The following is a 15,025-nucleotide window of genomic DNA, read 5'->3' on the forward strand; positions in this document are numbered from 1 at the left end:
GGCTGACCGCAGCCGGTCCGAGCCACCCGTCGTACCTGCTACTCGTTGCGGGCTGTTTCGGGTCCCGTGATGCGCCTGAGCAGCGGCATCGTGGATGCGACAACCCCCAGCGAGGCGACGAGACCGGCGAGCACGATCGCGTAGTACTGGTTCCCCGGTGCCCGGATCGAGTACCTGAACTGCGCCTGCAGGAACAGCTGGGCGGCCAGGAAGCCCATCCCGATGGCCAGTACCGCGACCACCAGGAGCGGGACCGCGCTCTCCAGCAGTACCACCCGCCGCAGCACCCCGAGCTGTGTCCCGGTCAGCCGCAGCAGGCTGAAGGGGCGCTTGCGGTCGCGCAGGCCCCCGGCCACGCTCACCGCCAGGCTGCAGCCGGCGATGGGGAAGCTGACCAGGATGACCACGTTGGCCAGTTGCTGGTATCCGGCGAGTTCCGCGCCCCGCTCGGCATGGTCCTCGCGGACGGTCCGCGGGCTCTCCTGGTCGGGATACGTGTTCGCGAGGATGGTACGCGCGCGCTCGATCGCTGACGTCGACCCGTTGGTGGCCACGACGATCTCCTGGACCGGCAGGCCGGCGAGGCGCTCTGCGGAGATGGCGGCGGCGGGCCATGCGGTGGGCCAGCGTGCCCAGCCGTACGTGCCGAAAGTGCTGTAGCCCTGGCTGACCGATGCCGCTTCGGCTCCGGCGGCACAGGCACTGTAGGCCGGCATCCTCGCGAGCTCGGCACACGAGGCCAGGCCGGCCGGCGGCGGTGTCCCGGAATCCTGGGAACTGCTCCAGGCCGGGTCCCTGGTGCCGAGCGGGTTCGTGTGGATCATCAGCACGCCTTTGACGCCCGGTACGGAATTCAGGTCGTCCAGCGAGGCCTGCGAGAGCGGTGGCACGCTTCCGGTCAACGCACCTGAAGAGTCGTCGAACCCCCGGACGTAGTCGGCGACCAGGGCTCCGGCGACCGCCGGGCTGCCCTTCGGGATGCCGCGCTCGGCGTTCAACGAGCCGATGATCCCGACGGCGGCGCTGGTGACGCACAGGGCGAGCACCAGCCCGCTGACCGCGCGGAAGCCGGCCTTCGGGTCGTCCGCGAGCCGCCGACCCGCGACGAGCAGCGCGGGCCGGCTGGTGCGCCGGGCCAGGACGCGGGCGCCGGCCATGGTCAGCCAGGGTCCGGCGATGACGAGTCCGGTCAGGACCAGCAGGATTCCCGGGACGAAGACCCAGACCTGGCCGTCGGTGCTCCTGGGCACCCGGCCTATGGCGTACGACAGTTCGGCGATACCGGCGGCCATCGGGATCACCCGGTAGACCCGCGGTGGGCGCGGTGTGACGCGCCGGGTGACCCCGAGCGGGGAGACCTGCACGCGGCGCAGGGCGATCCGGGCCGCGATCGCGGACCCCACCGGGACGGCGACGGCGACGAGCAGGATGTCACCGGTCCGGAGCGTGAGGTCGTCGGCGAAGTACGTCGTACGCGTGAGGTTGACCGCCGCCAGCTGCGTACGGAACAGGGCGAAGAGGCCGAAGCCGACGGTCGTGCCGATGACCGCGGCGACCGTCGATTCGACGGCCGAGAGCATCGAGATCTGCCCCGGCGTGGCGCCCACCAGGCGCATCGCGGCGAAGCGCTGCTCACGGCGGGCGGCGGCCAGTCTGGTGGCCGTGCCGATGAGGATGAGCACCGGGAAGATCAGGGCGGTACCCGCGACGGACAGGATGAGCTTGATGCCGCTGTTGTCGATGCCGGTCCTGACCGTGCAGTTCGTGCCGTTGCAGCTGCTGGGGGTGACGGTGGTGATCGAGGTGACCTGGGTGGCGTCGTGCTGCTTCGCGAGCTGGTCGGGGCTGTGGCCGACGACGATGATCAGGGAGTCGGGGCCCGGGAGCGCCGCCTTGCCGACCGTACCGACCTCGTGGCCTGGGTAGCGGTCGGCGAGTTCGGCGGCCGGGGTGGTGCGGAGGAGCTTGCTGAGGGCCGGTGAGGCGTAGAACTCGCCCGGCCCCGGAAGCCGTGAAAGGCCTGGTGGGACCGGGGAGTTGGGGCCGGTGGCGGCGATGTCGACGCGGCCGATGATCCTGCCGTCGAAGCGGTCCGCCCTGAGCAGCCACCACAGCGGGTCCGTGTCCGCCTTCGCTTCCGACGGGCTCGACGCGCTCGTGCCGGAGCCGGTGTTGAGCCAGGCGTTGCGGCTGTTCTGGGTGGCGGTGGCGTTGATGGCCGCCAGGATGCTCAGCAGCAGGCCGACACCGAGGGCGACGGCTGCCGCGATGACGGCGAGGCGGGCGCCTGCCTCCCTGCCGCCGCCGAGGGTGAGGCGCAGACCGAGACGGATCACGAGGTGAGCCGTTCGACGTACAACGGCGTCGCCCTGCCGTCGCGCACGATGACCTCGCGGTTCGCGAAGGCGGCCACCCGCGGTTCGTGGGTGACGAGGATGACGGTGGTGCCCTCCTCGCGTACGGAGGCGACCAGCAGATCCATCACGTGCTCGCCGGTGAGGGAGTCGAGCGATCCGGTCGGCTCGTCGGCGAACAGCACTGTGGGCCGGGAGACCAGGGCGCGGGCCAGCGCGACACGCTGTGCCTGCCCGCCGGAGAGTTCGCCGGAGCGGCGTCCTTCGAGGCCGTCCAGGCCGAGCCGTGCGAACCACGGCCGGGCCTCGGCCAGCGCGCTCGCCCTGCGGGATTTCGCCAGCAGCAGCGGCAGGGCGACGTTCTCCTCGGCGGTCAGCTCGGGGACGAGCTGACCGAACTGGAAGACGAAGCCGAAGTGGTCCCGCCGTAACGTGCTGCGCTCGGGCTCGCGCAGGCTGTCGACGCGGCGGCCGTCGAACCAGATCTCGCCGGAGTCGGGTACGAGGATTCCGGCCAGGCAGTGCAGCAGCGTGGACTTGCCGGAGCCGCTCGGCCCGGTGACGGCGAGGATCTCGCCGGCGCGGGCGCAGAGGTTCGCACCCTGCAGCGCGGGCGTCTGCCCGAACGACAGGACGGCGTCGCGCGCTTCCACGAGAAAGCCGTCCTCCGAACTCATGAGCGCACCTCCGCCGCGAGGGCCGCGAGCCGCGCCACGGTCTGCTCCATCCACCGCAGATCGGCCTCCAGGTGGAACACGCCGTGGTCGGCGAGCAGCGAGTCGATCGTGCTGCCGGTGCGGCGCAGTTCGGTCAGTTCCCGCATCCGCTCCATGTGGGCGGCGCGCTGGATATCGAGGTACGCGCGGGGGTCGCGCTCCAGCAGCAGCGCCAGCACGACCTTGGTGAACAGCACCGTCTGCAGGTGCGGTTCGCCCGCGACCGGCTCGGTCAGCCAGGTCTCGACCTGCGTGACCCCCAGCTCGGTGATCACGTAACGCTTGCGGTCCGGCCCCGCCCCGGGCTCGGCCTCGCCGGCCTCGACCTTTCCGTCACGGGCCAGGCGGCTCAGGGTCGAGTAGACCTGCCCGGCGGGCAGGGGCTTGCCCCGGCCGAAGTAGGTGTCGTAGTCGCGCTTGAGGTCGTAGCCGTGGCTCGACTCCCGTTCGAGGAGTCCGAGGAGTGCCAGAGGGACAGTCATACCTCAGTGTCTACACTCAGTATCTAGTCGCAGTCAACAAGCGGGCTGCTCGCCCCGAGGGACTGGAGTTACGTGAAGACAGCGTCGGTCGGCCGGTGGGTACGGGTCGCTGCCGTGAGCGCATGACGGCCGGCGTGGGCGGATCGGCGCGATGGCCTTGAGGCGTAGCTCCCGCAGAGGATCCGCCTCTCCCCATCCCCCTGGCCGACGGCCGGACCTTCACCCTCGACCTCGACGAACTCCCGCGCCCGGAGCCCGAGGGCGACGGCGACGGTCGCTGACCGAGGTCACGTTCGGCTCACGCCGTCGGCTCCAGTACGGAGTAGTCGGCGAAGGAGCGGCGGTATCGGGTGTGGCGGGTCTCCTGGGTGTGCCGTCGCTGCCACTCCTCGACCTCGGCCGGGTCCGGATGCCGTCCTGACACCGCCCCGCAGTCGTCCTCGTCGCCCGAGACGCAGCGTGCCTCGTACTCGGGCTCGGCGGAGCCGTCCTGGACGATGGAATACGGCAAGTACCGGAAGATCCGGCGCCGAGGTGGCGGGTTGTTCCCGTACCCGGGGTGCGTCTGCCGTTGGTGGCGGCGGAGCAGTACGTCGGCGTCGGTCTCCCGGCTGCCGTCGCCCTCGAAACGGGCCAGGTGCCGGAGTACGGCCAGCTCGTCGCAGGTGGCGCAGCCGGGTACGGGGGTGGGCGGGGTCGGGTAGCTCGTCGACGTCAACAGGTCAGTGGCTGAACGCCGGTTGACCTCCCGCACGCTCGCGCTCAGCCGCTCGTCCCTGGTCGCCGGCCATTCGACTCGCGGCACTTCTCGCTGTTCTTCCGTCATGCCCGCTCACTCCATCGCGCGTCATTACTCTGGGTGTATCGAGCGTGGCCGAGGGGAACGGTCCGTATCAACGCCTGGGGCGTGTGAATGGGGCATTGGCACATGAGGGGGACACGTGGTGCGACGGAACGGCGACGACGGCTCCGGGACGGGAGTCAGCAACGCCGCCCTGTTCGGCGAGGTGTTGAAGCACTTCCGCGAGGCCGCGCTCCTCACGCAGACGGCGCTGGCCCAGCAGATTCCGTGCGACCGGTCCCACGTGGCCAAGGTGGAGGCGGGCGTGAGCGTCCCGCAGGACACGTTCGCGAAGGCCTGCGACGAAATCCTGGGTACGGGTGGGGTGTTGCTGCGGCTGTGGAAGAAGGTGGACTGGTATCCGGAGGTGCAGCATCCGGACTGGTTCGCGCGTCGGGCGCGGATGGATGCGGATGCGGTGGCGCTGCGGGAGTACCAGGAACAGGTCATCCCCGGCTTGCTGCAGGCGCCGGGCTACGCGCACGCACTGTTCTCCCAGATTTCGACCGGCAACGAGGTGGAGGAACGTGTCCGGGCCCGGTTGAGCCGCCAGCCGCGTTTCCTGGCGGACGACGGGCCGTTGTACGTCGCTGTCCTGGACGAGAGTTGTCTGCGCAACGCCGTCGGCAGCCCGGGGGTCATGCGGGACCAGTGCGCGCATCTGCTCGACGTCGGTCAGCGCCCCAACATCCGTATCCAGGTGGTCCCGACGGGCCTTTTCGGGCTTGTCCCGCCCAAGAGTTCCATGTCCCTGATCGATCTCGCCGACGAGCGATGGGTGTACTCGGAGTCGCTGAGCCAGGGCCACTTCAACAATGATCCAGCAGACTACGTACGCCATAGCCAGACCTATGATGTGCTCAGGGCGGACATTCCGTCGGCCCGCGAATCCGCCGCTCTGATCAGCGACGTGATGGAGGGTTACGAGCATCATGCACAGGCACGAACTCGACACGGTGACCTGGATCAAGAGCAGCTACAGCGGCAACGACGGCGGCAACTGCATCGAGGTGGCCCCCGGATTCCCCGGCGTCGTCCCGGTCCGTGACAGCAAGGTGGGTCCCGGCGGTCCGGTGATGGTCGTAACTCGCGTCGCCTGGGCGGGGTTTGTCGCGGGCGCGTCTCGTCGGAGTGCGTAGTCACCGGCCGCCGAACCGTGAGAGTTCCCTTGAGCAGCTCGAACGCGACCACTGGCCAGATCCTCCGGCCGGCGCGACCCGTCTTGTCGTAACCGCGCACGCTCTTCGGCGTCGGCCGATCGGAGAGCTGACCGTCGAGGACATGCGCCTGTTGATCCGACAGGACGTGGGACTGCCGTATCTCCTGCCCATGGCACTGGAGGTGCTGCGGGACAACCCGATGGCAGAGGGCGATTCGTATGCCGGTGAACTGCTGTCCGCAGTGATCACCAGGAGCCCGGCAGCCTGGGTCGGTTCCGCCGAACTCCGGTACGAGCTCCGGGTGATCGTCTCGGAGCTGGTCGAGGACCTGCCGACCTCGCTCCAGCAGGAGGTCGAGCGGTTCCGGACCTCAGCCTGCTGATGCCTCCGTCCACGCGGGGCGGACGTTCAACTCGTCCTGCGAGCCACACCCCCGTAGATACCGATCTCCTCGGACCGCTCCGGCGCCGGGCCGTCCGGGTGCCAGAACGGGACCTGGGTCAGGCCCGGTTCGAGCAGTTCGAAGCCGTCGAAGAAGCGCTCCACCTCGGCGCGGGCGCGCAGGTTCAGGGTGGCGGTGGCCTTCCTGCTGTACTCGGCCTGGGCGTCGGTGCGGTCCGCGAAGTCGCCCGTGGCGTGCGAGAGGACCAGGAAGCTGCCGGTCGGCAGCGCGTCGCGCAGGGTGGCGACGATCTCCCCGGGCTTCTCCGCGTCGGCCAGGAAGTGGACGACGGCGACAAGGAGCAGGGCGACCGGCTCGTCGAAGTCGATGACCCGGCGGACGTCGGGGTGATCCAGGACGGTACGCGGGTCGCGCAGATCGGCGAGCACGGTGCTGGTGCCGCCGCCGGTCCGGCTCAGCAGTGCGTCGGCGTGCGCCTTCACGATCGGGTCGTTGTCGACGTACGCGACCCGTACCTCCGGCACCAGCTCCTGGGCGACCTCGTGCACATTGGGCGAGGTGGGCAGCCCGGTGCCGATGTCGAGTATCTGCCGTACGCCGCTGCCGACCACGTGCCGCACCGCACGCCGCATGAAGGCGCGGTTGGCCCGCAGACCGATCCGCACCTCGGGCGCCGCGGCGGCGAGCGCGTCACCGGCCTGCTGGTCGACCTCGTAGTTGTCCTTGCCGCCCAGCAGGTAGTCGTAGATCCGGGCAGGGTGCGGCCTACTGGTGTCGATGCCCTCGATACGGACCTGGTCCTGCGTCACTCTGCACTCCCGCCGGTCAACATCCTTTCCGGCGAGGGTAGTTCACGAGGCTGGACGCCAACTCGTCGCACCAGGGACTCGTACAGGACACTCTCGCGCCGTCGGAGGCGGAAGTCGGACTGGATCAGCGTTGCAGCCACTCGTCGAGAAGCGCGGCCTCGGCTTTGCTGAGCGTGGGCAGTTCGGGGAGGAGGGTGCGGAAGGCCGCGACGACGGCCGCCGCGTCCTGGGCCGGGACAGCGGGCTCATCCGTGAGGATGGCGCGAGTGATCGCGTCGAAAGCGGCGTCGGCCAGGTGCGGGTCGCTCTGCTCCGGTAGCTGGGTCAGCAGGGTGTGGACGGTTCCGATCCCCGCCGAGCGGATGAGGTTGACCGCGCGTTCCTCGCTCACCCGAAGCCGCCCGGCCGCGGCGATCCTGTGCACACGCTCGGCGAGGATCAGTACGCCCTTGACCTGTGCCGGGGCGTCACGTGCGCGGACCGGGTCGAGCAGCAGGGCGTAGACGTACGGGTTGGCCAGGCCGAAGCTGATCTGCGTGTTCCATCCGGCGCGGAGGTCCGCCACCGGGTCGTCCGAGGGCGCGCTGGTCTGCTTGCCGGCCACATGTTCGGCGAAGACGCGCTCCGCGGCGGCGTTCAGCAGCTCGTCCTTGTCCTGGAAGAGACGGTAGAGAGCAGGAGGCTGCAACCCGGCCTTGTGGGCCACGCGGCGTGTGGTCACCGCGGCCGGCCCCTGGTCGCGCAACAGGTCGGCCGCAGCCTTCACGATGCGGTCCCGGGTGATGTCTCGCCGCTGTGTGGTCGGTGCCATGGGGACGATGTTATCGCCCGTGACTGACAGGATCTGTTACCGCTGATATCGGCGGCCGTCCGCTGCCGTACTGCCCGAATGTGCTGGGATTGTCGGCCGATCTCCAGGTGGACTCATACGGTTGCTTCCAATGGAAGTATCGATGGTACCGTTATTTTCGTTCCATTGGAAACAACATCCTGGAGCCACCGATGCTGATCGTCACAGGAGCCACCGGCCACCTCGGGTCGCTGATCGTCAACCGTCTGCTGGAGCGGGTACCGGCCGACAGGATCGGCGTCAGCGTGCGCGATGTGAGCAAGGCCGCCGACCTCGCCGAGCGAGGCGTCCGAGTCCGCGCGGGAGACTTCACCGAACCGGACAGCCTGAAGCACGCCTTCGAAGGTGCCGAGCGCGTGCTGGTCGTCTCCGCGGCCATTCGAGGCGATGGCGCGTTGACCGCCAACAGCGCCGCCATCGACGCGGCGCGGGAAGCGGGCGCCCAGCACATCCTCTACACCAGCCACCAGGCGGCTTCTCCGGTGTCGCTCTTCCCGCCGCAGAAGGTCCATGCGGCTACCGAGGAGCACCTCAAGCGGCAAGGAGTCCCCTACACCGCTCTTCGCAACGGGTTCTACGCCTCCGCCCTGGGCTACTACATCGGCGCCGCGCTGGAGACCGGGACGCTCGCCGTGCCGCAGGACGGTCCGGTGTCCTGGACGGCCCACGAGGACGTGGCGGAAGCCGCGGCCTTCGCCCTCGCCGAGGACGGGGCGCTCGAAGGGGTCACGCCGCCGCTGACAGCCCCGCACGCGCTCGACTTCGCCGACGTTGCCGACATCCTCAGCCGCATCACCGGCCGGACCGTCACCCGAGTCGTCATGGACGACGACGAGTGGACTTCCGCAGCAGTCGCCGGCGGGATGCCGCGACCGGCCGCGGAGTTCTCCTTGACGATGTTCGCGGCATCGCGAAACGGCGAGTTCAACGCCACCGACCCGACACTGGAAGCCACCATCGGGCACCCCGCCAAGACCGTCCACGAGGTCCTGGAGACCGCCTCGCGCCCCCGGTGAACCACCGGTCGAGGCCTGGGCGGATCGGCGCCTCCGCGCCGCGACCCGCCCAGGAATTCCTCACCGGCCACGCCGACGGCGTCATGTCCGTCGAGCCACCGGATCTGCGCCCCGGCCTTCCCGACGATCACTCGGGCCGAGTGGGGCCAGTACTTCCCGAAGTGGAACTACCGGTCGTTATAAGGAAGTTGACAGGCCCGCGCGAGCGTCGATGCGTCCTGGACGTTGACGCGTCGTCGCCGCCGCGCGCCAACGTATTCGGTCGGCATCGGCACCAGGACTGCTCGCACCAGGTCTGTGCGGGCGCCGCCGGGCCAGCCTCCGCCCCCACGCCTGCCCCGGCGCCTCGACGCAGAGATAGGTCAGCGCGCACAGCGGCAACAGCACCGCGAAGAAAGCCACTTCGAGTACGGGGGTGTCCTGCCGCCACCGGCCGACCGTGCTGTCGGTGACCGCCAGCAGTACCGGATGCAGCAGATAGACCGAGTAGCTGATCGTGCCCAGGGCGATGAGGACCCGCGGTACGCGGCGGTCGCGCAGTGTCAGTCCGGCGCCGAAGGTGAGTACGGCCAGCAGGAACGCCGTGATCCAGGCACGCCGCGTGAAGTGGGCACCGTCGCCGTACCCGTACGCGCTTCCCACGGCGCAGGTGACGACCACGAGGGCTGTGCAGGCGGCGTACCGCCAACTGCTCCGGCCGTGCTCGGCCCGATGGACGACCGTGCCGAGGAACATCACGGCGAGGATCACCAGGCCCTCCCACATCGGGACCGTGCCGTTGAAGAGGACCAGCACGAGTGCCAGAGCCCCGGCCACCACGCCCCCGAACACACGGAGGCGGGGTGATCCCGCGCTCGTGCAGCAGACGGCGATCACCAGGGCGACCGCGGTGAGCGCGACCAGCCGGCCGGTGCCGACCGCGTCGGAGAGGGCGGAGGGCGGGAGCGTGATCCCGGCCGCCACGCTCACGGCGCCGAGCACGGCCAGGGTGACGGCGACCGGCGCCGACCGCTCGTGTCGGCGGATCGTGAACAGGGCGACGACCAGGAGGTAGAACGCCATCTCGTAGGAGAGCGTCCACAGGACGAGGAGGATGCTGGGGGTGCCCAACAGCTCCTGGAACAGGGTGAGATGGGCGACGGCGGTGGTGGCGCTGCCGAGGTCGGTGCGCAACTCCGCGACGCCCAGCAGGTTGAGGGCGAGGAGTGCGGCGACGGCAGCCACGCACAGGGGGTAGATGCGGAACACCCGCCCGATCCAGAACGTCCGTACACAGCCCCGGCGTTCCAGCGACGCCGGGATGATGTACCCGCTCACCAGGAAGAACACCATGATGCCGAACCGGCTGGTGTTGAACTCCGGCATCAACTCCCGCCGGAACCCGGGGAGGAAGGAGTACGAGGAGTGGTCGAACACGACGACGAGCGCCGCGATTCCGCGCAGGGCGTCCAACCAGCCCAGTCGGCCTGTGCTCTCCGCCGAGACGCTCGGCGGCCCGCCGGTCATGGGCCGGCCTTCACGGGTACGCAGGGCTCGATCTCACCCTTGCCCGTGTAGGCGTTGACTCTGTGCGGCTGGGTGTGGCCGCTGAGGTTCTCGAACACCAGTACGTTGCCCGGGCCCAGGGTGATCGCCCGGTTCAACTGGACGGCGACGATGGGTACACGGTTGCCCTGCTTGTCGGTCGCCCAGAGGACGACGTCGCGGTCGCAGACATAGCCGGGGGCGAGTTCGTTCACCATCACCTGGATGCCCTTCGGGCTCAGCTTCTCCGCGAGTTCGTACTGGGCCTCCATACCGATCAGCTGGTCCTTGATGGTGAGCGTGACACTGCCGTCACCGTGGCTCTCCATCGCGTACGCCACCGAGTCGGCCGGCGTACCCGGTAGGACCACCGCGGCGAGTCCGGCCACCGCGCAGGCCGCTGCGGCGAGGGAGATCCGGCGGGGAGTGAGTAGACGTCGTACGGAAGTGGTCGTCCCGCGCCTGCCCGTGTCGAGCTCGCGCAGCCCGATCTCCCGCTTCAGCTCCTTCAGGAGCCGGTCCTCGAACGATGTCGTCCTCGTGCTCATGCCTCGCCCCTCCTGACGTACAGAAGTGATGTGTCCGGTGTTGTCTCCACAGGCCTGGGAGTCGCCGCGGAAGCCGCCCCTGAGCCCGCTTCCCCGCGCAGCGACTTCCGGGCCCGGTGGAGTCGGACCCGGGCCGTGACCTGGCGGATGCCCAGCGCGGCTGCCGCCTCCGGGATCGTGAGCTGGTCGACCACGATCAGCTCCAGGACGGCCCGCTCGCCCTCGGGCAGCCGTTCGAGAGCGGCCAGGGCGCGCCGGCCGGGACTCTCCGCGTCGAGCTTGTCCTCGATGCGGACTATGTCGTCGGGCTCCAGCAGGCGCCTCCCGGTGAAGCGCCGGTCCCGCTTGGCCTCCCGGGCGACCCGGCGGCGCTCCGACGACACGACGTTGCGCGCGATGCCGTACAGCCAGGCCGTCTCGCTGCCCAGGCGCGGCCGGTAGGTGTGGGCCGAGTCGAGAACGGCGAGGAAGATCTCGGCCGTCAGGTCGGCCGCCGTGTGGGGGTCGTCGACCCGCCGGGCCACGAAGCGCATCACCGCGTCGACATGACGCCGGTAGAACGCCTCGAAGAGCGCCGGGTCCCGCACGGCCTCGGCGGGTCCACCCCGTAACCTCTCCGGCTCCGCACCGTCCACTGGCGTCTCCTTCGCGTCCTGTTCGTAGCGTCACTCGCCCTTCACCCGTTCTTGGGCCGAGACACGAAAAGCGTTACGAGGAAGACGGCCCGATCCGGATTCCGGTTGGCAGGTTCCGTGCGCTCCGCCGGAGTCGATTGAGTGTTCGAAGTCACTCGAATCGCCGCTGTCGCACTTCGGCCGATTCCTGTCTATTAATGCCTCATATTGGCCGATTTCTTAAGTGCTCCTGGTCACTATTGGTTGATCCCCTCATGACAATGGGCATTCCGATCACCATGACCACCGAGACGCGCACGCCCCATCCAGTCCTTGATCAAGCTGCCGTCGCCAGCCTCCTCTTCCAGGACGGACCGGAAGGAAAAGGCCTCCATGACCGGTGGCGGAGAGCGGTCTCGAACGAACTGTTCCGGTATCGACCCGAACTGAGCACCCGGCAGCGACGGAAACTCGCGTACGAGCGGCTGAGAGCCCTCAACAGTGAGGTTCCGTCGCCCGAACGGTTCGCCGACGACCCCCGTGGAATCGCGGCGCTGCACGAGTGGGCCGCCCCCATGGACGTGGCCACGATCACGGTGGCCGGCATTCACTACAACCTGTTCCTCGGCAGCGTCGTCGACGACCAGGTGTCCCCGCCGCGCGAGTTGACGGACTTCACCACCATGGCCCGGATGGGGACCTTCCTGTGCACCGAGCGCGCGCACGGGAACGACGCGGCGGCGCTGGAGACGGTCGCCCGCTACGACCGCGAGCGCGACGAGTTCGTCCTGCACACCCCGCATCCGGGGGCGCAGAAGTACATGCCCAACACCAGTTCCGCGGGCGGGCCCAAAACCGCCGTGGTCGCCGCCCGGCTCATCGTCGACGACAAGGACCAGGGCGCCTTCCTCTTCCTCACCCCGCTGAGCGACGAGTACGGCACCCTGCCCGGTATCACCGTCACCCTGCTGCCTGAGCGCACCGGCAGTCCGGTGGACCACTGCGTCACGAGCTTCGACCACGTACGGCTGCCCCGTACCGCCCTCCTCCAGGGCGCCCACGGGCAACTCCTGTCCGACGGAACACTGGTCAGCGCCGTCGGCAGTCCGCGCAAGCGGTTCCTGCACGCCATCAGCCGGGTCACCGTCGGGAAGCTGTGCATGAGCGCCGCCGGCCTCGGAGTGGCCCGTGCGGCGCTCGCCATCGCCGTCCGGTACGCGTACACCCGGCACATATCCGGGCCGGTGGCCGGGCAGCGCGTCCCGCTCGCCGCGCACCGCAGCCACCACAGCCGTCTCCTCGACCACACCGCCACCGCCTACGCGATGACCTTCCTGCACCGGGCGGCCACCGAACGCTGGGCGACCCACAGACCCGAGGAACGCGAGGACGCCGAGCGGACGGTCGCCGTCACCAAGGCCTGGATCACCTGGCAGGCCCGCGACATCGCGACCCAGAGCCGGGAGCGGTGCGGTGCCCGGGGGCTGTTTCCCGTGAACGGGCTCGCCGACATGGCCGCCAACATCGACGGCGGCATCACCGCCGAGGGCGACAACCTGGCGATCTGCTGCAAGGCGGGCGCCGAGATGATCTTCGGGCACGAACTGGCGGCGGAGCCCGCCCGGCCCACCGGCGACGAGCCGTTGACCGACCTTGGACTGCTGCGCCGCGCCCTCACCGCCGCCGAGCGCTACTGGCACCTCGCCGCCCGTCGCGACCTGCGGCGCGACAACGGCGGCGGCGACGCCCTCGGCCGCTGGAACAACGCGTCCGACGCCGCCCTCAACCTCGTGGAGGCGTACACGGTGGGCCAGGCCGCCGACGCTTTACTCGCCGCCTGCGCCCGGGTGTCCGACCCGATCACGCACGCCGTCCTGGAGGACCTGAGCGCGCTGTTCCTCCTCCGTCAGGTCGATGCCCGCAGTGGCCTGCTCCTCGCCGAACAGGCACTCACCGCCGACCAGGTACGCGCCCTCCCGGAGGCCCTGCACACCCTCACGACCCGGCTCGCCCCGCATCTCAGCACCCTGACCCAGGCCTTCGACCTCCCGGAGGAGCACCTGTCGGCACTGCCGATGCTGACCGACGCCTGACCTGTCCGACCCGCCGAACCCGTCTGTTCCTGAGCCGCGACGGGCGACTGCCGGCCTAAAAATGACGTGCCCATGACCTATTGACGATGTGCGTTACCGATGTGTGCCGGGCGTGTGGGGGATGTACGCCCGGCCGATCGGCGAGCCGCTCACTCTGTTCGGTCCGTTCGGTCCGGTCAGGTGGCCCGCCGCAGCACCCGGTACAACCCCGCGCTCACCGCGAACCCCACCAGGCACGTGATGTCGCCGAAGGACGGCCACTGTTCCGGCACCCAGCCCACGTACTTCTCCTGGTTCGAGAAGAGCGGCACCGACACCACGATGCCCGCCAACAGGGCGGCGACACCAGGCCAGTTGGTGAAGCCCCGGTCGGACAGCCGCGCGCTCAGCGCCTCCACCGGCGTCCGTGCCCGAAGCCACCGCTCCACCAGCACCACCCCCAGCCACGGACCCACCCAGTAGGCGATCACCAGCAGAAACGCCTCGTACGCCGCCCCCGCGTCCGACAGCGACGACCAGGCCGCCGCCGTACCCGCGAGCCCGCACAGCACCACGATCGCGCCGCGCCCCAGCCACCCGGGCAGCCGGAAGCCGAGGGACGTGACCGACATCGCGGAGGAGTACACGTTCAGGGCGTTCGCCGAGACCGCGCCCAGGATGATCGCCAGCAGCACCAAGTCGCTGAGCCAGACCGGGAGATGGCCGGTGAAGGCCGCCGTCGGGGTCGCGCCCTCGGGAGCGACGATCGTCGCCGAGGCCGCGCCGATCAGCGCCACGACGGCGACGGACACGAACAGGCCGACGGCCGGGTAGAGCGCGGTGCGGAGGCGGTCGGCCGTACGGGGAAGGTAGCGGGAGTAGTCGGAGGCGGCCGGGTTCCAGCCGGCCGTGTACCCCCAGGCCGCGCTGAAGGCGAGCAGGAACCCGCCGATGCCACCGCCGGAGCCGGGCGCGCCCAGGTCCGCCTCCTTGAACGTCCAGACACCGGCCAGCAGGAACACGACCGCCAGCGCCGGGAACGCGTACTTCTCGAAGGCGTGTACGAAGTTGTGGCCGATGAAGCCGATCACGATCTCCGCCGCCACCACGAGCAGCAGGGAGGGGAGTGGACGCAGATCGGTCAGTGTGTTGAGCGCGAAAGCGGCGCTCACACTGTTGACGGCGAACCAACCGACGCCCGAGACAAGGGCGTTCACACCGGCGGGCAGCAGATTTCCCTTGTGCCCGAAGGAGAGCCGCCCGATCGCCATCTGCGGTACGCCGAACCGGGGCCCGTCGAGGGAGAGGATCCCGTGCGTCAGCGAACCGAGCGCGGTGCCCAGCAGCAGGGCCGCGGACGCCTGCCAGAAGTCCAGGCCGAAGAAGAGGACCGAGATCACGCCGATGTAGACGGTCGCGAACTCGATGTTCGGGGAGGCCCAGGTCCACAGCAACTGGAGCGGGCCGCCGTGCCGTTCGGCGTCCGGAATGGGTTCCGAGCCCGCCGTCTCGACGGCGATGACCTTGTCGCCGTACTCGGGGGCCGGGGTCACGGGCGTACTCGCCGGAGCAGTCGTCATGCGAGGTAAGTGTCGGGGCCGCAGCAGGCCCGGCCCAGAGGCGCACTGTCCGCTTC

General features: G+C 69.7%; 15 protein-coding genes. 5 read left to right on the plus strand and 10 right to left on the minus strand.

The features are described from left to right. Window positions 1-38 precede the first annotated feature (38 nt). From ACW4TU_RS26820 to ACW4TU_RS26835, 4 genes are all read right to left on the minus strand, one after another. Window positions 39-2,336: an FtsX-like permease family protein gene (locus tag ACW4TU_RS26820; protein ID WP_457417328.1), complete on the minus strand. Its 2,298-nt coding sequence runs from the start codon at window positions 2,334-2,336 to the stop codon at window positions 39-41. Then, the gene (locus ACW4TU_RS26825; protein ID WP_457417329.1) at window positions 2,333-3,031 is read right to left on the minus strand and encodes an ABC transporter ATP-binding protein; all 699 of its coding nucleotides are present in this window, start codon (window positions 3,029-3,031) and stop codon (window positions 2,333-2,335) included. Before ACW4TU_RS26825 ends, ACW4TU_RS26820 begins: the two co-directional genes overlap by 4 nt. Beyond that, the gene (locus tag ACW4TU_RS26830; protein ID WP_457417330.1) at window positions 3,028-3,552 is read right to left on the minus strand and encodes a PadR family transcriptional regulator; all 525 of its coding nucleotides are present in this window, start codon (window positions 3,550-3,552) and stop codon (window positions 3,028-3,030) included. Before ACW4TU_RS26830 ends, ACW4TU_RS26825 begins: the two co-directional genes overlap by 4 nt. A 298-nt stretch (window positions 3,553-3,850) precedes the next feature. Next, on the minus strand, window positions 3,851-4,378 hold the full coding sequence (locus ACW4TU_RS26835) for a DUF7848 domain-containing protein (RefSeq protein WP_457417331.1): 528 nt from the start codon (window positions 4,376-4,378) through the stop codon (window positions 3,851-3,853). A gap of 115 nt (window positions 4,379-4,493) precedes the next feature. Here ACW4TU_RS26835 and ACW4TU_RS26840 point away from each other — a divergent pair, with 115 nt between their 5' ends. Genes ACW4TU_RS26840 through ACW4TU_RS26850 form a run of 3 tightly spaced genes read left to right on the plus strand, consistent with a single transcriptional unit; the run spans window position 4,494 to window position 5,935 of the window. Further along, a complete protein-coding gene (locus tag ACW4TU_RS26840; RefSeq protein ID WP_457417332.1) occupies window positions 4,494-5,441 on the plus strand; it encodes a helix-turn-helix domain-containing protein in 948 nt (315 codons plus the stop codon). After that, window positions 5,404-5,532, plus strand: a complete 129-nt coding sequence (locus tag ACW4TU_RS26845) for a DUF397 domain-containing protein (protein WP_457417333.1) — start codon at window positions 5,404-5,406, stop codon at window positions 5,530-5,532. Before ACW4TU_RS26840 ends, ACW4TU_RS26845 begins: the two co-directional genes overlap by 38 nt. After that, window positions 5,525-5,935, plus strand: a complete 411-nt coding sequence (locus ACW4TU_RS26850) for a contact-dependent growth inhibition system immunity protein (protein WP_457417334.1) — start codon at window positions 5,525-5,527, stop codon at window positions 5,933-5,935. The genes ACW4TU_RS26845 and ACW4TU_RS26850 overlap by 8 nt, the downstream gene beginning before the upstream one ends. Before the next feature lie 26 nt (window positions 5,936-5,961). Here ACW4TU_RS26850 and ACW4TU_RS26855 read toward each other — a convergent pair whose 3' ends face one another. Both ACW4TU_RS26855 and ACW4TU_RS26860 read right to left on the minus strand, forming a co-directional pair. After that, entirely contained in the window at window positions 5,962-6,765 is an 804-nt protein-coding gene (locus ACW4TU_RS26855) for an SAM-dependent methyltransferase (protein ID WP_457417335.1), read from the minus strand. A 124-nt stretch (window positions 6,766-6,889) separates the two neighbouring features. Then, window positions 6,890-7,576: a TetR/AcrR family transcriptional regulator gene (locus ACW4TU_RS26860; protein WP_457417336.1), complete on the minus strand. Its 687-nt coding sequence runs from the start codon at window positions 7,574-7,576 to the stop codon at window positions 6,890-6,892. Between the two features lie 191 nt (window positions 7,577-7,767). On the opposite strand from ACW4TU_RS26860, the gene ACW4TU_RS26865 reads away from it, so the two are divergent. Continuing rightward, window positions 7,768-8,631 carry an NmrA family NAD(P)-binding protein gene (locus ACW4TU_RS26865; RefSeq protein ID WP_457417337.1) on the plus strand — a complete coding sequence of 288 codons (864 nt, stop codon included), beginning with the start codon at window positions 7,768-7,770 and terminating at the stop codon, window positions 8,629-8,631. A gap of 177 nt (window positions 8,632-8,808) precedes the next feature. Here ACW4TU_RS26865 and ACW4TU_RS26870 read toward each other — a convergent pair whose 3' ends face one another. The 3 genes from ACW4TU_RS26870 to ACW4TU_RS26880 are packed head-to-tail and all read right to left on the minus strand — an operon-like array spanning window position 8,809 to window position 11,338. After that, the gene (locus ACW4TU_RS26870) at window positions 8,809-10,137 is read right to left on the minus strand and encodes an acyltransferase family protein (protein WP_457417338.1); all 1,329 of its coding nucleotides are present in this window, start codon (window positions 10,135-10,137) and stop codon (window positions 8,809-8,811) included. After that, window positions 10,134-10,703 carry a hypothetical protein gene (locus tag ACW4TU_RS26875; RefSeq protein ID WP_457417339.1) on the minus strand — a complete coding sequence of 190 codons (570 nt, stop codon included), beginning with the start codon at window positions 10,701-10,703 and terminating at the stop codon, window positions 10,134-10,136. The genes ACW4TU_RS26870 and ACW4TU_RS26875 overlap by 4 nt, the downstream gene beginning before the upstream one ends. Then, window positions 10,700-11,338, minus strand: coding sequence for an RNA polymerase sigma factor (locus tag ACW4TU_RS26880; protein ID WP_457417340.1), 639 nt, complete (start codon window positions 11,336-11,338; stop codon window positions 10,700-10,702). The genes ACW4TU_RS26875 and ACW4TU_RS26880 overlap by 4 nt, the downstream gene beginning before the upstream one ends. A gap of 260 nt (window positions 11,339-11,598) precedes the next feature. Between ACW4TU_RS26880 and ACW4TU_RS26885 the strand changes: the two genes are divergently transcribed. After that, window positions 11,599-13,410, plus strand: coding sequence for an acyl-CoA dehydrogenase family protein (locus ACW4TU_RS26885; RefSeq protein ID WP_457417341.1), 1,812 nt, complete (start codon window positions 11,599-11,601; stop codon window positions 13,408-13,410). A gap of 176 nt (window positions 13,411-13,586) precedes the next feature. Here ACW4TU_RS26885 and ACW4TU_RS26890 read toward each other — a convergent pair whose 3' ends face one another. Then, the gene (locus ACW4TU_RS26890) at window positions 13,587-14,969 is read right to left on the minus strand and encodes a purine-cytosine permease family protein (RefSeq protein WP_457417342.1); all 1,383 of its coding nucleotides are present in this window, start codon (window positions 14,967-14,969) and stop codon (window positions 13,587-13,589) included. Window positions 14,970-15,025: the final 56 nt, after the last annotated feature.

The organism is Streptomyces kryoterrae (assembly GCF_054072135.1).